Annotated in this window: 17 protein-coding genes; 6 read left to right on the top strand and 11 right to left on the bottom strand. The window is 60.5% G+C overall.

Annotated elements, in window-relative coordinates; translation table 11 throughout:
- Positions 1-23: 23 nt before the first annotated feature.
- Together R3F07_01420 and R3F07_01425 are read left to right on the top strand one after the other, a co-directional pair.
- Positions 24-1,136 (top strand): DNA polymerase III subunit delta, encoded by a 1,113-nt coding sequence (locus R3F07_01420; protein MEZ5275021.1) that lies wholly within the window; start codon positions 24-26, stop codon positions 1,134-1,136.
- Positions 1,133-1,912: a carbon-nitrogen family hydrolase gene (locus tag R3F07_01425; protein ID MEZ5275022.1), complete on the top strand. Its 780-nt coding sequence runs from the start codon at positions 1,133-1,135 to the stop codon at positions 1,910-1,912. Before R3F07_01420 ends, R3F07_01425 begins: the two co-directional genes overlap by 4 nt.
- Positions 1,913-1,921: 9 nt before the next feature.
- Here R3F07_01425 and R3F07_01430 read toward each other — a convergent pair whose 3' ends face one another.
- On the bottom strand, positions 1,922-2,557 hold the full coding sequence (locus R3F07_01430) for an SGNH/GDSL hydrolase family protein (protein ID MEZ5275023.1): 636 nt from the start codon (positions 2,555-2,557) through the stop codon (positions 1,922-1,924).
- 214 nt (positions 2,558-2,771) lie between these two features.
- On the opposite strand from R3F07_01430, the gene R3F07_01435 reads away from it, so the two are divergent.
- A complete protein-coding gene (locus R3F07_01435; protein MEZ5275024.1) occupies positions 2,772-3,245 on the top strand; it encodes an FKBP-type peptidyl-prolyl cis-trans isomerase in 474 nt (157 codons plus the stop codon).
- Between the two features lie 185 nt (positions 3,246-3,430).
- Here R3F07_01435 and R3F07_01440 read toward each other — a convergent pair whose 3' ends face one another.
- The 5 genes from R3F07_01440 to R3F07_01460 all read right to left on the bottom strand — a co-directional run bounded on the left by R3F07_01440 (position 3,431) and on the right by R3F07_01460 (position 10,434).
- Positions 3,431-4,330 carry a hypothetical protein gene (locus tag R3F07_01440; protein ID MEZ5275025.1) on the bottom strand — a complete coding sequence of 300 codons (900 nt, stop codon included), beginning with the start codon at positions 4,328-4,330 and terminating at the stop codon, positions 3,431-3,433.
- Positions 4,331-4,596: 266 nt separating this feature from the next.
- Positions 4,597-4,806 carry a hypothetical protein gene (locus R3F07_01445; GenBank protein ID MEZ5275026.1) on the bottom strand — a complete coding sequence of 70 codons (210 nt, stop codon included), beginning with the start codon at positions 4,804-4,806 and terminating at the stop codon, positions 4,597-4,599.
- A 75-nt stretch (positions 4,807-4,881) separates the two neighbouring features.
- A complete protein-coding gene (locus R3F07_01450; GenBank protein MEZ5275027.1) occupies positions 4,882-5,220 on the bottom strand; it encodes a hypothetical protein in 339 nt (112 codons plus the stop codon).
- 589 nt (positions 5,221-5,809) lie between these two features.
- Entirely contained in the window at positions 5,810-6,427 is a 618-nt protein-coding gene (locus tag R3F07_01455) for a sigma-70 family RNA polymerase sigma factor (protein ID MEZ5275028.1), read from the bottom strand.
- Positions 6,427-10,434: a protein kinase gene (locus tag R3F07_01460; protein MEZ5275029.1), complete on the bottom strand. Its 4,008-nt coding sequence runs from the start codon at positions 10,432-10,434 to the stop codon at positions 6,427-6,429. The genes R3F07_01455 and R3F07_01460 overlap by 1 nt, the downstream gene beginning before the upstream one ends.
- A gap of 433 nt (positions 10,435-10,867) precedes the next feature.
- Between R3F07_01460 and R3F07_01465 the strand changes: the two genes are divergently transcribed.
- Complete coding sequence (locus tag R3F07_01465; GenBank protein MEZ5275030.1) at positions 10,868-14,116, top strand: hypothetical protein; 3,249 nt, start codon at positions 10,868-10,870, stop codon at positions 14,114-14,116.
- Positions 14,117-14,151: 35 nt separating this feature from the next.
- Here the strand turns inward: R3F07_01465 and rsgA are convergent, their stop codons facing one another.
- Positions 14,152-15,237 carry a ribosome small subunit-dependent GTPase A gene (gene rsgA / locus R3F07_01470; protein MEZ5275031.1) on the bottom strand — a complete coding sequence of 362 codons (1,086 nt, stop codon included), beginning with the start codon at positions 15,235-15,237 and terminating at the stop codon, positions 14,152-14,154.
- Positions 15,238-15,824: 587 nt separating this feature from the next.
- On the opposite strand from rsgA, the gene R3F07_01475 reads away from it, so the two are divergent.
- Positions 15,825-16,469: a ThuA domain-containing protein gene (locus R3F07_01475; GenBank protein ID MEZ5275032.1), complete on the top strand. Its 645-nt coding sequence runs from the start codon at positions 15,825-15,827 to the stop codon at positions 16,467-16,469.
- Positions 16,470-16,487: 18 nt separating this feature from the next.
- Complete coding sequence (gene purB / locus R3F07_01480) at positions 16,488-17,942, top strand: adenylosuccinate lyase (GenBank protein ID MEZ5275033.1); 1,455 nt, start codon at positions 16,488-16,490, stop codon at positions 17,940-17,942.
- 303 nt (positions 17,943-18,245) lie between these two features.
- Here purB and R3F07_01485 read toward each other — a convergent pair whose 3' ends face one another.
- The 4 genes from R3F07_01485 to R3F07_01500 form a co-directional block, all read right to left on the bottom strand.
- The gene (locus R3F07_01485; protein MEZ5275034.1) at positions 18,246-18,842 is read right to left on the bottom strand and encodes a hypothetical protein; all 597 of its coding nucleotides are present in this window, start codon (positions 18,840-18,842) and stop codon (positions 18,246-18,248) included.
- A gap of 99 nt (positions 18,843-18,941) precedes the next feature.
- Positions 18,942-19,634 carry a 7-carboxy-7-deazaguanine synthase QueE gene (locus R3F07_01490; protein MEZ5275035.1) on the bottom strand — a complete coding sequence of 231 codons (693 nt, stop codon included), beginning with the start codon at positions 19,632-19,634 and terminating at the stop codon, positions 18,942-18,944.
- 34 nt (positions 19,635-19,668) lie between these two features.
- The gene (gene queC / locus R3F07_01495) at positions 19,669-20,355 is read right to left on the bottom strand and encodes a 7-cyano-7-deazaguanine synthase QueC (GenBank protein ID MEZ5275036.1); all 687 of its coding nucleotides are present in this window, start codon (positions 20,353-20,355) and stop codon (positions 19,669-19,671) included.
- Between the two features lie 49 nt (positions 20,356-20,404).
- Positions 20,405-22,225, bottom strand: a complete 1,821-nt coding sequence (locus R3F07_01500) for a prolyl oligopeptidase family serine peptidase (protein ID MEZ5275037.1) — start codon at positions 22,223-22,225, stop codon at positions 20,405-20,407.
- Positions 22,226-22,272: the final 47 nt, after the last annotated feature.

Consider the following 22,272-nt stretch of genomic DNA (forward strand, 5'->3'; position numbering starts at 1 on the left):
TGTCTGGACCTTTCCCATCTCCCATGGCGACCGATTCCCGGCAATTCACCTATATCTGCGGCCCCGATGACTTCCTCGTCAATCGGATCGCCCGGGTGCGCTTCGCGGGGATGGCCGAAGGTCTGGATGAATTCTCCTCGGAGGTCATCAGCGGCTTCACCAACAACATCGGCGAAGTGGAGGCGACGATCAACCGGCTGCGCGACGCAGTCCAGACCCTCGGTCTTTTCGGTGATCGCAAGGCGGTCTGGCTCAAGGATGTCAATTTCCTGGCCGACTCGGTCACGGGACGGGCGGAGGGTACCCTGAAGCTGCTGGACGAGCTGAAAGCGATCCTCGAGGGAATTGTCGCCGACGAAGTCGCCCTCCTCATCTCGGCCTCGCCGGTCGATCGTCGCCGCGTCTTTCCCAAGTGGATGGAAAAGAACAGCGATTTTCAGCTGGTGACCGACAGCGGGGGAGGGATGGGCTGGGAGGACCTGGCGGCGGAGGAGTCGGCGGGGATGGATATCCGGTTCGCCCCGGGTGCGATCGAGCTGCTGGTCGCCAAGATCAACGGGAACGCCCGTCTTTTTGTCGAAGAGGTCCGCAAGCTCATCACCTATTGCGATGAAGTCGGTGGGGTCATCGATGCCCGGATGATCGACGAGCTGGTCCCGTCCTTTGGGGAAGGGGATTTCTTTGAGGCGACCGAAGCTTTCTTTGCCCGCGACCCCGAATGGTGCGTGCAGGCCCTTCGACGTCATTTCTTCGCAGGCAACGACGCCCGCCCCCTGCTGAGCTCGCTGCAGAACCGCAACCGCCTCCTCATCCAGTTGGGCTCGCTCAAGGACTCTGGATTCCTGCGCCTGGCCGGCGGCGGGATCGACAAGAAATCCTTCGAGCGTTCGGCCGCCCGCTATGGCGGCGTCTTCGGTTCGTCGAAGGAGAAGAACCCGATGAACGTCTTTACCCAGAATCCCTGGTACATGGGCAAGCTGGTCGGTAAGGCGGAGCTGCCCGGCCTGCGCAGCCTGATCAATCATCAGCTCGAGTTCCGCCGGGCTTTTGCCGAGACAATCGAGCGGCCGAACGACCAGGAAGACATTCTCCGGGCCATGATGCTGCGGTGCCTTTCGACGGGCGGGAAGCAATGAAAATCTTTGGTATCCAATTTTCAATTACATGGCAGGACAAGCCCGCCAATTTCACCCGGGTGGGTGACCTGGTGGCCGAAGCCGGTCCGCCGGCCGGTTCGCTCATCGTTCTGCCCGAGATGTTCGCCACCGGGTTCAGTATGGAGGTCGACGCGGTGGTCGACGAGGGCAAGGAACCGACGGAGGTCTTTCTCGGTTCCCTGGCCGCCCGCCATGGCTGCTTTGTCATCGCCGGCCGGGTCAGCCGGGCGGAGGACGGACTCGGCTCGAACGAAGCGATCGTGGTCGGACCGGACGGCCGGGTGATCCAACGCTACCGCAAGATGCACCCGTTCAGTTACGGTGGGGAAGACGAGCACTACGCGGCCGGTCGGGAACCGGTCCTCTTTGAGTGGCACGGAATGAAGGTCTGCCCCCTGGTCTGTTACGATCTGCGCTTTCCGGAGGTCTTCCGGACGGCGGTGGTCCGGGGCGCCGAGTGCTTTGCCGTCATCGCCAATTGGCCCCGGGCCCGTCAGATGCACTGGGAACAGCTTCTCAAGGCCCGCGCCATTGAAAACCAGGCTTACGTCGTCGGCGTCAACCGGGTCGGATCGGATCCGAATGTGAAATACCGGGGCGGCTCCCTCATCATCGATCCCCGGGGTGAGGTTCTCGCCGGGGCGGGCGACGAAGAGGTTGTCCTTTCGGCGGATATCGATCCGGCGGCACTCGACGAATACCGGCAACGCTTCCCGGCCCTGCGGGACATCCACCCGGATTTCGTCCGGCCCTGAGCGGTCGGCTCAAGCGAGGCGCAGGGTACGATTTATCGTACGGGCCACTTCCTCACCAAGAAGCCGGCTTCCTTCCCCGGTGAAGTGGACATTGGCCGGGAGTTGGACCGAGGCGAGGTAAGGTCGGATGAAACCGTGAAGATCGGTCACGCTCACCCCGGCTTCGGTCATGAGGGCCACGGCCCGTCGGTTGACCTCCGACTCGTCGCCGGGCAACCGTCCGTCGGCGCCTTCGGGCACCGGTGTGGTTGTGGCGAAAAGAAGCCGCGCGCCGGTATTCTTCAGTTGATCGAGAATTTGCCGCAGATTGGCTGCATACTCCTCGACTGAGCGGACCCGGACACCGGTCACATCCATCCGGTCGTCCCTGATGCGCCTGATGTCGTGCAGGCCGAAATTGAAGTGGATCAGATCCCAGCGGGTGTTACCCAGCCAGCGGATGAGATTCTCCAGTCCATGAGAGGTATCCCGCCCATTCTCGGGTATGCGATGAACGTTGGCCTTGCCGGCCAGGCGCTCCCGGACAGTCAGGGTGTAGCCGATGGAGATCGAATCGCCGATCAGGAGAATGCGCGGAAGATGGGGAAGATCCGTTACCGGGGCGAAGGCGGGATTCCTGGGATCGTCGGCGGAGTAGGTGGGCACGGCGGGAAATCTGCGGGTCACCATCCGGACGGGCAAGCGCCCAATGGCAGTTGTGGTGGGTCGGGACGGACCGCCGGGCCGTCCATTCGGAAGCGGCTCCATACCGGGCCGACGGACAGGGTTTGCAGTTTGCACCCGTCGTAATGGGCCCGGGAAAAAATTCCGTTGTCCGGAACAAGGGACTGTGGAGAATCCCGTCAACAAGGTGTTTCCCATGATCCCGTCGACCCGATCCCTCACATCTCTCCTGTTCCTGTTCTGTCTCGCCTCGATCGGTCTGGATGCCGCGCCCCGAGGAACCTACCCGGCGGAGGACGAGGATGTCATCGACCAGAATTGGCCGGGATACATGGAAACGCCCTCCGGATTGCGCTACATCGTCCAGCAGGAGGGGACGGGTCCCAAACCCCTGCGGGGGATGAAGATCTCGGTGGTCTACACCGCCTTCCTGATCGATGGCACCAAGTTCAATGAGAACCTCGACCGCGAGAATCCCTTCATTTTCCGGCTCGGGAGTGGGGAAGTGATCCTCGGCTGGGAAGAAGCCTTTTCCGACATGCGCAAGGGAGAGAAACGGGTCCTCATCGTCCCCCAGGCCCTCGGTTATGGCCTGCGCGGCCTGGGCGAGAAAGTGCCCCGCCGGGCCACCCTCATCTTCTACGTCGAGGTCGTCGATATCGAGGGTTGAATCCGGCAGGTCCTTCATCGGGCAGTACAAAGTGAACCGCCCATCACCACTCCCTCCTTTCTCCCGTAGTGACGGGCGGCTTTTGCCGGATCACGACTGTCGATCCCCCTTCGGTCTGAGGCGCTCAGTATCGAGATTCAGTCGGGGCTCCGGTTGTTGTTGCTGTTCATGAACCCAGCAGGATTTCACTTGGCGGGCACCCCAGCGGGCACCCCATAGACCTCGAGCAGGACTTCGCCGGTGCCTTCACCTTCATCACAGACCTTGACGGTGTAAACACCAGGCTCGAGCGTCACGACCAGCGCGGCGTCGAGACTGTTGCTCTCAAGGAGAAATGCCCCGCAGCGCTTGGAGGCGAGTTCGACCCTGGCACCGTTGTCGGCACACTTGCACCAGTCGCAGTTCTCCGCGATCAGCTTGTCGCCCTGGAAGACGGCGATCCTGGGATTCTCGAGAGTATCTGGAACATCGTAAGGAGCCAATCCCGGGCCCACCGCACGGATCAGCACCATCCGGGGTTCGGTGCCGATGACAAAGCCTGGAATCGCTTTGCAGGCATGTTCCAGTGCGACCCGCACCGACATATTCATCATCTGGCCGTTGGTCCTCGGTTTCTCAAAGTAGCGATCGCCCCCCGATCCTCCACTGACGCGTATCCCCTCGATCGATACACCGTTCGACGAGGCATTGATCCCGGCGCCATTCGCAAGGATCGTCGTCAGGTATTCCTCAACCTCTCCAAGGACATTGTCATTGGTGGCTCCGATAATGTAGAGGAGTCTCTTCGAAACAGTAACCTCCTTGCCGTTTTCGGGATTCTGCGAATCCATGGTCCCGAAATCAAAGGTGCCGCTTCGGAGGTAAATGACATCGCCTTCAGCCGCGCTATCGACCACGTACTGGACGGTGTCGGCGTCCCTCTCGGGGTCGGTTGCGGGGGTGACGAACCAGAGGCCGTCTGTGTTCTCGAACAGGTTTTCATCCACATAGGCCCATGAAAGCGGTGCGCAGACCAGGCCCACCAACAGAGTCGCTCCGAGGAACGCTCCGGTCCGTTTTTCAATTCTTCGATGTGTGTGTTTCATCGTTCTTCCTCCCTTTTCCGAGTTTTCTCTTTTCTCCGATTCCATCTTCATGATGGTCCCTCATCTAGTAGAAGCGCGCGCTGACCTGAAAACGTGCAGAAGAAGGTCGTTCAATCCCGATAGAGCCCCCTGACCTCGCTCTGCGGCTGATCCGCGGCTCCAGGGATACCTTTCATGCAAATGATTGCGGCGCTTCGCTCATCGGCGAAGCGCCGCTTGTCCCGATCCTGTAGTCCGCCGGCTTGATGCGGCGGGTTGCCTTGAGGCTACTTGTTCAGACTCCCGAACCTTTTTCCCTGGTTCTTCAGGTCTTCCAGATCGACGTGCGCGGGCACGTAGAGAAAGCCTGTGAAGGTGGACGTGAAAGGAGGTGGATCGACCAGAGGCTCCTCCGTATGTGATACCCTCGTCATGACGACACCTTCCAATGGTCCCGCGACAAAGACATCCGTAGATGTGATATACTTCTCCGTCATGGTCGCGGATATGATCCTGTGAAGACCGAACGTACTCTCCAGTATCAGCTCATCTTCGCCGACCATCCCTGATCCCTAGCTCCGAAACTTCAGGATATAGGGGTCCCCGCCATAGAAATCGAGATCGAGCAGTCCCCTTACGGGGATGACCCACCCCTCGATTCCGAGCATGGGAATGTCGACGATCGATGTGATTTCTATATCCATCCCACGAATGCCAATCAGATTTCCTTCATCATCAAATAGGTATTTATCAACCCCGTAAACGACCTCGTCACCTCCAGTCCCGGAGATCGGAATGATCATCGGGCCGGATCTCTGATCCCCGGATTTCTGGTTGCCCGCAACGAGTGGGTTGAACATCAGAGCGACCAATACGCCGACCACGAAAAGTGAGATGCAGCTTCTTTTCATGATACGTCCTTTCTGATTGTCGGAGCCACCAATGTGATGTCCCCTTACTAGGTACGTGCGCATGGTTAAGGTGATTTGTGCAGAAGAAGGTGAGGCTTTCTGTCGCCGACCGGTTGCGTAGAGCGCCTGACCTGGAGCGCAGAATCGTGGACTTGATGTTTTCCGGGGCTGAGCTGCTCCGGGAGATTTTGGAGATCAGCCACAATTCGTGAGGGCCCATCTTGCGTGCGTCTTCGACGGGTTATCCCGGAATTTGGGGTCGGCGGATCGGAGAGGCGCGAGCCCGTCTTCGCTTGGCTGCGCCAGGGCAGGCAAGCCACGCCCTACCTTCGGTTCCCCCGCGTCTTTCCCCTGGCCTTTCGCTTCCGCGGGCAAGGCGGGAGATGGGTTCGACCCGCTCACCACCAGTGGACTGACGCTGATCAACTGATGGGTATCAGGTATCCACGAGAGTGTGTAGGAGAGGCTTTACGCCTCGATCCAGAGCCGGTCTGCACAAGAATCGAGGCGTAAGTCTCTCCTGCCCAACCCGTCAGATCATGCATGTCCGACCAGTAGTGTCGCGACGACACCTTCCGAGCGCCGGCGCTCAGTCGTTGCGTGTCATTTCCTGGTAGAGCCAGGTACGGGCGAAAGCCCAGATATTCTCAGCCGTTCGCAGGGAGACACCGAGGATCTCGGCGATCTGCTTCATGGTCAGACCGGCGAAATAGCGCATCTTGACCAGCTCGGCCGCCGGGGTATCGATTTTCTCGAGACTCAGGATGGCTTCGTCCAGCGCGAGGACGTCCACTCCGGTTGTCTCCGCGGCGATCGCATCCATATCCACATCGAGTCGTTCCATGTCGCCACCCCGTTTGATCGCCTTCTTGCGTCGGGCATTCTCGATAAGGATGCGCCGCATCGCTTCGGCCGCCGCGGCAAAAAAGTGACGACGGTTCGACCACGACTGCTCCGTGGGGCTAAGCAGGCGCAGGTAGGCTTCATGGACGAGGGCGGTGGCCTGAAGCGTCTGGGCGGACCGTTCCCGCGACAGCCGGTAGGCGGCCAGGTGTCGCAGTTCGTTGTAGACGAGGGGAATCAGGGCGTTGGTCGATGTTTCATCGCCCTGGTGCAGTGCCTGGAGGATCCGCGTGATTTCATGTTGTGCGGTTTCAGGATCCGTCCGGACCGTCGTCGTAGCGAGGGTGCTATCGTCGGTGCGCATCAGTTGCCGGCTGCAAATTGGTCCAATTCTTCGCGGATGGTCAGTCGATTCGCGGCTTCCTGCTCAAGCGATTCCACTGCGACCTTATGGTCCCAGGGAGTGGGGTAGGCCGGGTCTTCGTTGGCCGGGATCGACTCCCGTTCCTCAGCCAGGCAGTCCCGGGCCCTCGCAAACCAGGTCATTGCCTCGTTGGTGCGTCCTTCCTGCTGGAGGGCCATGGCCACGAAGAACATCGAGCGACATCTGTAGGTGCCATAAGGCTTCGCGTCGATCTCCTGGGCCTCCGTGAGCAGACCGACTGCCTGCTGGAAATCGCCGGCCCGGTAGAGGGCGGCACCGGCCAGCTCCGCCCGGTGCAGGCGGCCTTCTTCGGTCGTCGGCTCAGACAGCTTGAGGAAGTGCCTGGCGATTGCTTCCAAGCCCTCAGGATCCGGACAGGTGTCTGGCCCGAGCGAGCTCTGCCAGAGATAGAGACGATAGCTGTCCAGGTCGTTCTCGCGGAGCGGGGGTATACTCTCCAGGCAGGTTTCGTAGGCCGCCCGGTCGCCGTCCACGAGGTAAAGTGCAGCCAGTTTGCCGTAGGGGCGAAGACTGCTTCGACCGTTCTTCACGGCGTTCGAGTATTCCCGCCTTGCTTCGGGGTAGTGGCCGTGATCGGCGTAGAGATCACCCCGCATGAGCCAGAGGGTGTCCCCGGGTTCCTGGGGCTGGATGCCGTCAATCGCTTCCTGCCAGAGTCCTTTGTTCGCGCGGGCCCGGGCGTATTTCAACTTGAGCCATTCCATGCCACCCTCGACTTCCACGTAGGGCCGGATCAGGTCGATGACGACGTCGTTGTTGCCCACCCTGAGGTGGCTGTCCCAAAGGTGCGGATACGGCGCCCAATTGTTTGGATTGATGTCCAGGGCCTTTTGAAAGTCTTCCAGGGCGCACCTGTAGTCGCCCAGGCTCTCATTGGCCAACCCCCTTCGAAAATAGCTTTCGGCCGAAGGATCCAGGGCGACCGCCTGATCGGTGAGTTCGAGCGCTCTCCACGGATCGCCCATGATCAGAGCGGCGCTGGAGCGATTGCGCAGGAGTTCGCTGTTTGTGATGCCATCGCTTTCAGGAAGGACCTGAAGGTAGCCACTGCCGGTGAAATGGATGTAGCCGACGACTTCGCCGAGGTCCTCGGGAACGGAAACCCAATCCGTAATCCGGCCCGGGAGTCGGCTCGAGGGGTTCTCGGCTTCGACCACAACCCGGCCATCCGCCATCGAATAGGACCGGTCCGGATTCTGGGCGGTCCGCGGGGGCCCCACCCCGGCAGGGCGGGGCAAGTCCGAACGCTGCAGGATAAAGGCGTCGACCGCGGCGCCGGTTTCGGTGCCGATCAGTTGGAGTGTGTAGGTCCCGGGCTCCTCGATCAGCCACTCGGTCGCGTGTGTTCCAGTCTGATGGTTGCCGTTGGTTTCAAAGTTTGCCCGATCCTGCCAGGGGTCGACCGTCGCGAAATCCGCGTCACCGGGAAATCCCGGAATACAGAGACCAAAGACATCCGCGATCTCACCTCCCACGCCGTCCTGAAGCTCGCGTAGGCGCACGGCGATATTGTCACTCCTGGCATCAAATCCATCCCACCGGAGGTAGAGCCGGTAGCGGCCTGGTTCGGGAATCCGGAGGGCGTAATCAACCCTGCAGAGCGCGGGGTCGAGCTCCCTCCACAGGTTAATCTGCGCCAGCTTGGCCTTGACCTCGGGATCGGAGCGCCCCTGGGCGTCGAGCAACTTATCCAACCGGAGAAGCGAGCCGCCATAGGTCGTATTGAATACTCCCCGCACCTTGTTCTCCAGGCGGGTGATTTCTTCCCGGTAGATCCGCTCGGCCTCCTCTGGCCGTCCTGCCCGGTTGTAGAAGAGTCCGACTGTTGGAGCCATGCTGTGAGGAATGGTGTAGGGCCCGTCATCGACCCGCCGGAGTGCCTCCTGGTATTGCAGGATGAGAGGCTCCGCCTCTTCGAATCGGCCCTTCCAGCCGAGACAAATGGCCAGCTGCTGCAGGCAACCCAGGGTCATGATCGAATCCGGGCCATAGATCTTCTGACTGAGTTCCGCCATTTCCAGCCATTGGGTGTCGCAACCTTCGCGGTCGTTCAGTGCGTCCATCTGAAGGGCGGTCATCACATACGGGCTCACATGATCATGGCGCCGATAGATGGCGAGCGCTTCCGCACCGAGCCGGGCGGCTTCCTCGATCTGCCACACCGGGTTGGTCTTTCTGTGGGAGTAGCCGAAGCTGAACTCCACCAGGCCACTGAATCCGCGATTCAGGGCCGATGCCTTGTCCACTAGGCTGTCGGCATAACGGACATCATCCGTGCCGTAGGTCTGCCTGGCAATCTCCACCACCCGATCGAGCTGGACGATGGCCTCGGCAGTCATTTCCAGGCTGACATAGCTGTCGGCCAGCGTCTTCCGGAGCCGGCGCTCCACCTCCTGCAGCCCGGGAGGATTTTCATCGAGGCGGGAGGCCAGGTTGTTCAGTGAGTCCCTGAGGTCCCGGCTGGAGGGTGCAGGCTCCTCGTTCGAGCCGAGCATCAGGTAGCGGCGGAGCAGGTTGGGTTCATGCCAGCGGTAGGGCTCATAAAGGCTCTGCACCGCCTTCACCCTCACCGCTTCGGCCTCGGCGACCAACTCGGCCAGCCGGGCACGGTCGCGCTCACGGCTCGCCCGGGTGAAACCGATCGTAACCAGGACGAATCCGGTGAGAATCGCCACGACGAGGGCGCTGGTCAGCGAAACCCCCACCCGGTGGCGCCGGACGAATTTCTTCATCCGGTAGACGCGATCCGGTGGGCCCGCTTCCACCGGTTTGCTTTCAAGATAGCGGCTGATGTCGTCCGCCAGCTCAGCTGCTCCCTGGTAGCGGCGATCCCGTTCCTTCTCAATCGCCTTCATCACGATCCAGTCCAGGTCGCCGCGCAGGGCGCGTTCGAGGGTTGGTTTCGGGGTCATCCGCGTCTGGGCGACGGTCGCCGCACTCTTTCCGAGCGTGTGGACGCGGTCGGACGGCTTGGGCGGTTCGACCTCGCGAATGATGCGCTGCACCTCGGAAAAGGCGGCTCGTTCCAGCGTCTTGCGTTCAAACGGCTGGACACCGGCGAGAAGCTCGTAAAGTAGGATCCCGAGAGCGTAGATGTCCGTGCGGGTGTCGAGCCGGTCGCTCCCCAGTTCCAGTTGCTCCGGGCTCATATAGGCCGGGGTTCCCAGCAGCACCTCCCGCTGCGTGATCAGGGTCCGGCCGGTCAGGGGACCCTGCAGCGATTTGGCGATTCCGAAATCGATGATCTTCGGAATGGCCTCCCCGGTCGCCGGGCTCGTGGTGATGACGATATTCGACGGCTTGAGGTCGCGGTGGATGATGCCCTTCTGGTGGGCATGTTGGACCGCTGCGCACACCTTCGCGAAGAGTCGGAGTCGATCCACGATGGAGAGCTGTTTCCGATCGCAGTAGGTGGTGATGGGTTTGCCCCGAGCCAGCTCCATCACGAAATAGGGTCGGCCGGTCTTGGTGGTTCCGGCGTCAACGACGCGCGCGATGTTCGGATGGTCCATCAGGGCGAGCGCCTGCCGCTCACCTTCGAACCGGGCGATCACCTCCCGGCTGTCCATGCCCGGCTTGATGATCTTCAGAGCCAGCTCGCGACGGACCGGCTCGGTCTGTTCCACCCGGAAGACCTCGCCGAAACCGCCTTCCCCGAGGCGTTCGACGATCTGGTAGTGGTCGATGACCGTGCCGAGGAGATTCTCCCGTTCCACCTGGCCGGGACTGACCGTGGCCCCTTCCAGGAAGGCCTCGGAAGCGGTTTCCTTGCCCAGCAAGGAGTCTATTCCTCTCCGGAGAGCATCGTCGCCGGCGCACGCCTTTTCCAGGTAGGCCTTGCGTTCACCGCCATCGGGGATCTCCCGCGCCTGGATGAAGATCTCACGAAGCCGGGAACCTGAATTGCTGGAATCACCGTTCGTCATGGGCTTTCATCCGCTGAGGGGCCACCGGCACGGCGCGCACGGTCCGACACCTGGCGCCACGCGTCCATAAATCCTCCGGTCAGGATATACCCAGAGGTCCCAAGGTCAACATGACAGAGGTGCCGGGAGCTGTACATGACTGTCCTCCACTGGGTACATGCGCAGATGACCGGGCGAACCCGCACTCTTCCGGAAATTGTCGTTCGCCCGGGCGACGCAGGCAGGCCAGGGAGCGGACGGGTCGGATCCCGGAATTCTGGATACCAACGAGGTATATAAGACCGGGTTATCACGCGATCTACCATCGCTTCTATATGACTTTCGAGGCCGGCCGAACGCTCAATCGGGCTCGACGGACGTTTTCCCGATCGTTATTGCTTAGCCTGTCTCGGTGTCGCCCTGACAGGTGCCGATGCACCCCGAGGGTTCCGTCGTGGAGGATCTTTTTGCAAGCCGCCGCCGCGCTCCCCGCTTCCGGCAAGGGAACGGTCAATGGTTGGTCGCTTTCTTGTGGATACCCCTGCTGATCTCGGCGGCTGCCGGGCAGGCCATCGAAGAGCCGTCCGTCGTCCCGCCCAAGCCCCAACCCGACGACGCGGTCATCGAACTCCCGCCCTTCCAGGTCAGCCCGTCGGAAGGCTGGGTGGCGCAGGATACGTTGATTGGAACCGGAATCCGATCTCCCTACAGAGATCTGGCAACCCAGATCGAGGTTTTGACGCCGGATTTCATGGAGGATTTCGCCGTTAACTCGATCGAGGATGCCGCCATCTACACCACAAATGTGGAATCACCCGATGAATTTGTAGAGGGGCTCGGCTTTGGTGGAGAATTGGTGTCGGGGAGCCAAAATGGTGGAGGTCTAGCCAGGCCTTTTAGGATTCGCGGGTTGACGCAGGATAGCAAGACACGGTTCTATGTCCCGACTTTCCTCCCGACCGACGGATACAATCTCAGTCGGACCGAGATCGCTTACGGGCCAAACTCCATTCTATTCGGAACGGCTCAACTTGCGGGGACTATCAACGCCCTTCCGACCTCCGCCGAGTACAGAAATGGGGGTCGCCTGGAGGTGCAGGTTGATTCAAACGGGAGCGTTCGATTCGAGCTCGATTACAATCAGCTGTTGGTTGAGGACATTCTCTCAGTTCGAGTTGCGGCTCTTTATGACGATCACCGGTATGAGTTTGACCCGGGTCGGGATCTCAATCGAAGGCTGTTCCTGACCGGAACTTATCAGCCGTTTACAAATACCGTGATCCAAGGCTATTTCGAGACGGTCGATTTGGAGCGCAGCATCCCGAATCGATCGCTTCCCGACGATCTGGTCACGACATGGCACCGGGCAGGCGAGTTGCCAAACTCGGGATACACGGACGATCGACCGATCTTCCTCAACGATCTGGCCTGGGCGGAAAAACGGCTCCTCGAGGAACAGCAGCAGGTCTTTACTACGGGATACAAGAAAACCATATCTATTGTCCCAAATGAGACCAGCTCATACATGGGACTTCTGGCTTCGTGGGAAAATTCTGTAGGTATCCGATATCCGGACACTTGGAGAGGTCGTTCTGCTTTGGAGGACTGGCGGGTCCACTATACGTTGCGCGATGATACAGTTTTCCCTACGGATGTTGCATTGATGGCCGCGCTCAACCAGAGCCACGCGACTGGCAATATATTCAATCTGGTTCTCAATCAGAAAATCCTTGACGGACTGAACCTCGAAATCTCTGGAAATTCAGAGAGAATGGAGAATCTTGAGACCTACGGAGTCGACGGAGCCACCACAACCATCCAAGTCGATGCCAATGCCTATCTGCCGGATGGAGTCACCCTCAATCCGAATGTCGGGAAACTCTACATGGAAGAGGTCGCCGCCTATATGGACAACTCCGCGAAGTCCGATTTCTTGAGGGCAGCGCTTTCCTATGAATATGACTTCAATCAGAACGAAGACAGTTGGGTGCGCTGGCTGGGGATGCACAGATTGGTGGGCATCGCTTCCATGCAGCAGGCGGAGACCAGAGGACAGGTCCGCAGATACACCGTGATGCCGGAAGTGCTGGCCAACGGGGCCATACGTTACCCCGATATCCCTGGAGCTGAACTGGATCCTGATGAATACCCACACCTCACGTGGCAGGACTACACCGAACTGAAGTTTCGCTATTACCTGGATCCACCCAATGGCGAGGTCGTCCCTCATCGACCTTTTGTTATTGGCAGGCCGCTAAGTCTGGTTGATGGTGCTGGCGCTTCGTTTACCATCGATCCGGAAAACTCGGGGTTTTTTGACGAGGAAGGCCACCGCCTTATTCGGGGAACGACCAGAAACTCCCTGAAGTGGCAAGAGGATGTGACCCAGTTGTCTTATCAGGGGAGCTTCTGGGACGATCGAATTATCGTGACCTATGGTTATCGCGCGTCCGATATCAAAGCGGCTGAACTCCCTTGGCGCGCAGATTATGCAACGGGTTTGAGACCGCATTCTCGGGATGCTTCTTTTCGTTCCTGGGAACCCAGTTTTGCCAGTACAGCGACTACCCATATGGAAGGGATCGCGGTGGCTCCATTCCGTGGTTGGTTGAATCTTCCGCAACGGGCCGACCTTTCGTTCTATTACCATCAATCACAGTCCACGCTGCCAGCAGATGCCTGGCATGATCCCTTTGGCAATCGTTATGCGGGTTCTCATGGGGAAGGTAAGGATGCCGGGATCAGGCTCTCGCTTTTTGGCGATGATCTTGCGTTGGAAGTCAACCGATATGATGTCTATTCGCGCCCGAACCCCTCGCTTTACCGCGGAACGATGGGAATCCTGGGGATCCTTGAAAACAGGGTGCGCGAGCTTGATCCGGATTTCCCCCGCTTGACCGGTCCTTCAGGAATAGGGTTCACCGACCCGCTTCCTCTGAGCCAATTCAATTACATGGTGATGAGCGACGCACTGTCCTCGGGCTACGAGATATCGGGACGATGGCGCCTGGGTAGCAGCCTTGAAATGCGCTTCAGCATTGCCGACCTGGAGGTTACGGAAACCGATATTGGATTGGAGTGGTGGGAGTGGATGGATCAGCGCCTGCCCGTCTATGAGACGCTGGATGTGCCGGAAGGGGGCGTTGAGAATCCCAGTGACATTGATGGCGATGGGGTTGTCGGTCGTTGGACATGGGAAACAGCCCGGATGGACGACAAGATTCCCGAGGAGACGTTGGCGACGTATTGGGATAACGAGGTGATCAAGGGTATCAATGGAAGAGAAGTAACTCAGTCGTACGATGGCAAGTCGAACCCCTTTATCCGGGATCTTCGGGTCAACCTAAACGCGATGTATCGCTTCACCGAGGGTCCTTTTCGTGGTCTCAAACTTGGCGGGGCTTTCCGTTATCGCGAGGCGCCTCTTCTGAATTACGGAGGAATGGTTTACGAGGGTTTCGAACTGCTTGACCTCACCCAACCGCTTTATGGCAAGGCAGAGTGGTATCTGGACCTTCTGGCTCGTTATCGGATTGAGACTTCTTGGATGGGCGATCACGCCACCACCGTGAGTCTGAACGTCCGGAATGTCCTCAATCAAAATGGGCCTATCCCAAGTCACCTCGATATCAATGGCGAGCCCGTGCGGTTGGCCCGTGTCGAGGGCATCAAGTTCATCCTCAGCCTCGGCCTTGAGCTGTAGTTGGCGATGCGATACCCAAACGTTCGTGCCTCGGTCTATTGCTGATCCTGCTGCTTCTGTTCGAAACGGGTTTTCTGTCGGTAGGCGGTCGCGATGCGTTTCCACTGGGCGGCGTGACGCCGCTTGAGAGCTTCGTCCTGCTGGCGGGCAACCCAGGCCTGTTCCTTCAGGAGCTTGAGCCAGCTGATGTAGCGGTCGGGATCAAGGGTTCCGTCTTCGAGGGCTTCCCGGATGGCGCACCCCGGTTCGTTGTCATGGCTGCAGTCGGTGAACCGACAGCGCCGCTCCAGTTCCGCGATGTCGTCGAAGGTGCTCTCAAGGCCGGGGCCTACATCCCAGATGCCGATTTCCCGCAGGCCCGGCGTATCGATCAGGATGCCCCCGTTCGGCAGGACGATGAGGTTTCGGGTCGTCGTCGTGTGACGGCCCCGCCCGTCGTTTTCCCTTGCCTCGCCGGTATCCTGGAGTTCCTCGCCGAGCAGGCGGTTGACCAGGGTGGACTTGCCGACCCCGGAGGACCCGAGCAGGGCGATCGTTTTTCCCGGCCGGATGAAGAGGCTGATTTCCGCAAACGCCTCGCCGGTGATGGCGCTGACCGCGATGACCGGGACCCCCCGGGCGATCGCCTCGACCTCGGCCAGGCGGGCGTCGGAATCGGGACAGACATCGGTTTTGTTCAGGATGATGACGGGATCGGCACCGCTCTCCGCGGCAACCGCCAGGTAACGCTCGATCCTTCGGAGGCGGTAATTCTGGTCGAGGCCCGTGACCAGGAAGACAGTGTCGATATTGGCCGCGATGACCTGGCGGGCGACTTCCTTGCCGATCGCCGCCCTTGAGAATTGGGTACGGCGGGGGAGGACGGCTTGGATATCATCCTGGGAAGCGCCGGGTTTGCGGGCGATGGCCACCCAGTCCCCGACCGTGGGCCGGTCGGAGCGGTCGATCAGCTGATGCAGGAAACGGCCGCTGCAGCGTGCGGTCGAGGGACCGTCCTCGGTGAGCAGCCGGTAAGCGGAACCGTGTTCAACGGCGACCCGCGCGGGGATGAGCCCGTTGGCAGAATGAGGCTGGAAGTGTTTCTCGAAAAAGGGATCCCAGCCGAGTGAATAGAGATTCATCGTGAGAAGACAGGAGACTTTGCGGAATTCCGCGTCTGGAAGGGAGAAGAAAAACAGGACCGGGTCGGTCCCGGGCGACAAAAAAGGCCGACCCCCGCGGGATCGGCCTTGAGAAACTCAAAAGAAGCGCCTTCAGGCGCCACCGCAGCCGCTGGCGGGGACAGGACAGGTCTCAATTGTCGCAAGGGTTGTCATGCAGCGGTGAAGGGTTGGAGGTTGCGGGGTGGATTGTCCGGATTGGAACGGAGGAGATCTTGGCTGTTCTGTCGACGGATGGCAAGTCCGTAAGGAATTGAATCGGTTCAATCCGAATTGGCTTCAGGAGTGCGGGTCTTCAGGCAGTCCACGAGCTGTAGTCGCGGCATCGGTGGTGAGCCAGTCGATCCAGTCTCTCGCCGCGAATCCATGTCGAAACGCCCCAAGAGACTGGGGCGGCTACACCAAACAACCAGATGAACAGAGAATGCCGTTTCTGAGCCGGAGGCCGGGTTAATCTGAGTGCCCCATTGGGGACAGACCCCCTTGGCCACAACAAGACCCGCTTTTTGCTGTCAGATCCCCGCCGGGTTTGCTCTAATGGGCATCTGATGAAAAAGGCTTTGATTGTCTGGGGTGGCTGGGATGGCCACAAACCGAAGGAAGGTGCGGATCTCTTTTCCGACCTCTTGCGCAAGGAGGGTTTCGAGGTGGAAGTCTCGGACAACCTCGACAGCTACCTTGACCGCGAAAAGCTGGCCGGTCTCTCCCTTATCGTTCCCATGTGGACGATGGGCACGATCACCCGGGAGCAGTCCGAGGGTCTGCGGGAAGCGGTCAAGAGCGGTGTGGGCCTCGGCGGCTACCACGGCACGATGGGCGACTCGTTCCGCAACGACACCGACTACCAGTTCATGGTGGGCGGCCAGTGGGTGGCGCACCCGGACAATATCATCGATTATACCGTCAATATCGTGAACCACGACGACCCCATCACGAAGGGACTGAAGGACTTCCAGATGCATTCGGAGCAGTACTTCATGCATACGGATCCCTCGAATGAGGTCCTCGCCACGACCACTTTTGTCGACCGGTCGACCGACTGGATCAACGGCACCGTCATGCCGGTGGTCTGGAAACGGCACTATGGCAAGGGCCGCGTTTTCTACAGTTCCCTCGGTCATGTGCCGGACGATTTCAAGGTGCCCGAAGCCCTTGAGATCCAGCGGCGGGGCCTGCTCTGGGCGGCCCGCTGATCGGCCCCTGAATCCGTGATGAAGAAAAAGCCCGCCACGAACGAATCGGTCGAAACCATTCCCAACGTCCTGGCCGAGCGTTACGCTTCGGCCGCCCTGAGGGCCATCTGGTCCCCGGCCGGGCGCATCCGCCTGGAACGCGACTATTGGATCGCGGTGCTCAAGGCGCAGCGCGAGCTGGGCCTGAATGTGCCGGCCGCCGCTATCCGCGACTACGAACGGGTCCGCGACCAGGTCGATCTGCGATCGATCGATCAGCGGGAGCGGGTGCTTCTTCACGATGTCAAAGCCCGGATCGAGGAGTTCAACGGCCTGGCCGGGCGGGAGTTGATCCACCTGGGCCTGACCAGCCGTGACCTGACTGAAAACGTCGAACAATTGCAGGTCTTTCGCTCGCTCGAGCTGACCCGCCTGAAGAGCGTGGCCGCCCTGACCAGGCTGGCGGGTCGCGCCAAGGGGTATCGGGATCTGATGATCACCGGACGGACGCACAACGTGCCGGCTCAGCCCACCACCCTCGGCAAGCGGATCGCCATGTCCGGGCAGGAGGTGCTCATTGCGGTGGAGCGCCTCGATGATCTGGTCGCCCGCTATCCGGCGCGCGGCCTCAAGGGCGCAGTCGGAACCCAGCTGGATCAATTGACGCTTTTCGAGAACGATCCGGCCAAGGTGGCCGCTTTGGAAGAGAAGGTCGTGGCGCATCTCGGTCTGGCCCGGGTGCTGCAGAACGTCGGCCAGGTCTATCCGCGCAGCCTCGATTTCGATGTGGTCAGTGCGCTCAGCCAGCTGGCGGCCGGCGCCTCGAGTTTCTCCAAGACCGTCCGCCTGATGGCCGGATACGGCCTCGCCACGGAAGGTTTCCGCAAGGGCCAGGTCGGCTCATCCGCCATGCCGCACAAGATCAATTGCCGGAACTGTGAACGTATCGTCGGCTTTGCCACGATTCTGGCCGGGCATGTCACCATGGCGTCCGGCCTTTCCGGTGACCAGTGGAACGAGGGGGATGTCTCCTGTTCGGTCGTCCGGCGGGTGGTCCTGCCGGACGCCTTTTTTGCCCTCGACGGCCTCCTTGAAACCTTCCTCACCGTCCTGGACCAGTTCGAGGCGTTTCCGGCCGCGATCGAAACGGAAAACCGCCGGGAGCTGCCCTTCCTCGCGACGACCTCGATCCTGATGGAGGCGGTCAAGGCCGGCGCGGGTCGTGAATCGGCCCACGCCGCCATCAAGGAACATGCCCTGGCCGCGACCGCCGCCCGGCGGGCCGGAAGGGAAGAGGAGGCCGACCTGATCGAACGCCTGGCCGGCGACAGCCGCCTGCCTCTCGATCAGAAACGCCTGCAGGCCCTGGTCAGTGATCCAAAACGGTTTGTCGGCGCGGCCCCGGCCCAGGTGGACGCTTTCGTGCGAGCCGTGGAGGGCTGGAGGAAACGCTTTCCGGGCGCGGCGGGGATCGAGGCCGGCGCGCTGCTGTAAGCCGTCCTGATCGACTCACCGGTATTCTCCCGTGTAGGAGAGGCTTTATGCCTCGATTTGACGCTGGATCGAGGCCGGCGCGCTGCTGAAAGGCGTCCTGATCAACTCACCGGTTTTCTCCCCTGTAGGAGAGGCTTTATGCCTCGATTTGATGCTGAATCGAGGCCGGCGCGCTGCTGAAAGGCGTCCTGATCGACTCACCGGTATTCTCCCATGTAGGAGAGGCTTTATGCCTCGATTTGACGCTGGATCGAGGCATAAAGCCTCTCCTACAGGGCGCGCGCCCCTGATCAACGCCGGTCCTCAGATCTGAGCCGCGATGGCGGCGTAATCGATGGCTTCGGCGTAGGCCCGGAGATCGTCCAGGTCGACGTCGTTGCCCTCGATCGTGATGAGAATCGTCCCCGCCACCATCAGATTGATCGAGCCGGAGCGGTCGCCGTCATCGTATTTGACGAGGGCCTTCTGCTTGCTGATCCGCTCGAGTTTGCCTCCGTCCGCGCCGGCAAACATCGGGTTGTTGATCATCATGGCGACGCCCTGAAGCATGGGTGAATCGGTCATGATCTGGACCTTCACGTTGGCATCGCCCTTCGTGTATTCGCGTTCGGCTGACGTGCCCCCGCCAAACATGGCGGCGCCGGATGCCTGCGACGAGGCGTCCTCGGCCGACCACCCCTCCAGCGGCTCGGGCAGAAATTCGGTCAACCCCTCGCTTCGCTTCTGGCGGATCATCTGCGAGGCATAGTCGAGGGATGCGGCGGCCCCGGCATAGTCGCCCTCCTTGTAATAGTCCATGGCCTCCTTGACGGTTTCGACCACGGGATCGGTTTCGGCGGCGAGGTAGGAAGCGGTCCAGGAAACGGCCGCGAGCAGGGTAAGGCAGATTCGTGTATTCATGGTGGTTGGGTTTGGCAGGGATTCTGACTGCCTCCCGGGGCGATACAATCGGATTCTCCGGAACTTTACCGACGTTCCCGGTTATCCTGTCCGCAAGCCTCAGGTTCCCCGGGTGTGCCCGAATAACTCGATCTGGAGCCGGTGCCCGAAACGGTAACCGCGCCGAAGACAGATCCCGACCAGCCACGCCGCCCGCTGCCGGAGGGTTTCGAGGTCGATCCCCTCGGGCATGAGAAAGACGTTCTCCGGTCGGACGAGTGGACCGAGCCGGGCGATCATCGATTCCACCTCCTCAAGATCCGTCTGATCACAGACCACGAACTTGAGCTGGAAGGGGATGGTTTCGATCCAGGCGCGGACGACCTCCGGTTGCCAGCGACGCCCTTCATGCCGCCGCCGCCAGGCCTCACCGAGTTTTTCGCCGGGAGAGGAGTTGGCCAGCTTCGGACTGATCGAGGCCAGGTCACAGGCGATCCCGTCCGGCGCGACGGTTCCCGCCGTTTCAATCGTCAGGTGGCGGCCGGAGCCACGGATCGCCGCTGCGAGGCTGTGGATACCGGCGGCGATCATCGGCTCTCCACCGGTCAGCACCACATGGCGGGCACCGCGGTTTTCGATCTCCTCCAGGATTTCCTTCTCGCTCATCTCGGGCCCTTCGGGTTGCCAGGACGCGTAGGGAGTATCGCACCAGCTACAGCGGAGGTTGCAGCCCGATGTGCGCACAAAGCTGGAGGGAGTCCCCAGAAGGGAACCCTCGCCCTGAACCGAGTGAAAGATTTCAGCGATGCGCACGGCGGCCCGACGGAAATGAAGAACGGTCCGGGCGTCAACCGGAAGGCGCCGGTGGCAGGGGATCCGTGCTTTCGTAGATGGTCGGGTCGGGCAGCCCGGCCACGATAAAGGCCTCGCGCCGCTCGACGCAGGTGCCGCAGCGGCCGCAGTGGATGGTCCCGCCTTCGTAACACGACCAGGTCTTCGAAAGATCGATGCCGAAATCGGCGCCGATCTGCGCGATCCCCGCCTTGTTCCGATCGATGAAGGGACGCAGGAGCGCGATCTCCTCGTAGGTCCCGAGACGGATGGCGTCCCCCATGGCCTGCATGAAGGGCTCCCGGCAATCCGGGTAGATGGCATGATCCCCTGAATGGGCGGCAATGACAACCGCCTTGGCCCCGCAGCTCTCGGCCAGTCCGCCGGCAATGCTCAGCATGATCCCGTTGCGGAAAGGCACCACGGTCTGTTTCATGGTGATTTCCTGGTAGTGGCCCTCCGGGATGGCTCCTCCGGACTGGAGCAGATCCGAGCGAAAGAGCCGGTTCATGAAGTCAAGGTGCACCACCTCGTGGCGCCGGCCGAGTGCTTTGGCATGATGAGCGGCAAAGGGAATCTCCCGGTCATTGTGCTTGGAGCCGTAATGGAAGCTGAGGACCATCAGGACTTCGTGATCCCGATGGGCCTGGTGGAGGGCGACGACCGAATCCATCCCCCCGCTGCAGAGAACAATCACCTTCATGGGCTCATTTCAGGCCGACGGCGCTCGAAAGGCACGCCCAATTCCCGCACTAGAGATTCTCCGCCAGGAAGGTTTCGACCGCCCGGTAGTAGTCGGACTGGATTTTTTCGTCAAAGAACCCGTGACCCTCCCAATGCCTGGCAAAGACGATTGGAGGGTGTCCGCGCCTGGTCAGCTCTTGAATCATCTGCTTGGACTGACTCGGGCTGACGTTCGAATCCTGCCGGCCGAACGCAATGAAGACAGGCGCGGTGATCGCGTCGACCTGATTGATCGGAGAGAGCGGCGCGAGGGTTTGCCGATAATCAGGTCCGAAATACTCGATCATGAGTTGATAAACATATTCCCGATCCTTCTTCAGACTGTCGATGTGTTCGGGCCAGTCGGAGATACCGACTTCACTGATGGCACATTTGTAGAGTTCAGGCTTGAACGCCACTCCGTAGAGCGCGGCGTAGCCGCCGAAACTCCCACCCATGATGCCGACCCGGTCGGGATCCGTGTATCCATGTTTGATCGCCCAGCGAACACCGTCCTCAATGTCGTCGTTCATCCCTTTCAAGTCGCCGCGGTGCTGATACGAGATCTTTCGCCCGAAGCCGGCAGATCCGCGGTAATTGATCTGCAGGACGGCGTAGCCGCGGCTGGCGAGGAACTGCGCCTCCGGCTTGAAGCCCCAGGTGTCCCGCAACCACGGACCCCCGTGGACGAGGGCAACGGTCGGAAAAGGCCCCTGACCTTCACGTGGAGTGGTCAGGTAGCCGCGCAGGGAGAGGCCGTCGCGGCTGCTGAAGGTGATCACTTCGGTTGACGCCATCAGTGCGGGATCAATCTGCGGTCGGGTCGGCCAAAGATCGCTGATTTTCTTCTGCGCGTAGTCGAGCAGGCGGTAGATCAGGGGTTGGCGGTCGCTGTAGGAACTGAAGAGAAAGCGACCCTGGGTGAGGTCGATGCCGAGAATGCTGTTGATGGTTTCCGGATAGCGGTCGTTCAGGATCTGCTGGACCTGCTGGATTTCCGGTGAAAACCAGATCGTGGTCAGACGATCGGCTTCGTAGCGGATGCCGAGCGGCCGCTTTCGGCTGACATCCAGTATGAGTCGGGCCGTCGAATGAAGATCGTGAACCGGATCCTCGAATAGCGGATCGCTCAGTTCCTTCGCCGCCAGATTGTAGCGGTATAGAGCGGAACGATCCCGGCCGAAGTAGTCGGAAACAAGCAGGGTCGTCCCGTCGGGACCAAAGCCCAATAGGGACGCATCAATTGGCAGACCGAGCGGTTCCCAGCTTTCGCTGTCCGCCGCCCGATGGATCAGTCGCTCTTCGAGGCGTTCCTCACCCAACCGGAGAATCCGCGGATTGCCATTGAGATCAGTGGTTGCTCCACGAACGTAACCGCGGTAGGTCGCAACCGTCTTGAGCTGCACGCCCGTTTCGGAATGTATCTCCACCAGGGACGATTCCACTTCCGAAGGGCGCAAAACGAGAATGGGTTCACGGTCGATCAGCGCATCAACCATCAGGTTGGTGCGGCCCTCAAAATCGGTGACGCGGAATTTGTCCGAGTCCCGTCGGGCAACGAAAGAATCAACCATCCCCCGCGATGGCCGGGCGGAGGTGAAATACAGCCATTCGTTGCTGGTCCAGAAATACGAGTTCACGTAGGCGTTGCCGCCTTTGAGCGTCCACGAGTGAGTCTCACCGTTATCCAGATCGCGGGCGTAGAGGGCTCGTCTGTGCTCCGGGTTCTCGGCGATCAGGGCTATATAGCGCCCGTCCGGTGACAGAGTGAAATTGTCGGCTTTCGATTCCTTGAAGAGAGTCTCTACCGCAATCGGATCGGCGAAAGCCGGGCCGAATAGGACCAGCATGGCGACTCCGCGAAGAATACGTTGAAGTGGTGGGAGGGCAGTGACAG

Source organism: Opitutaceae bacterium (assembly GCA_041395105.1).
In the GTDB taxonomy this organism is placed as follows: Bacteria; Verrucomicrobiota; Verrucomicrobiia; order Opitutales; family Opitutaceae; genus B12-G4.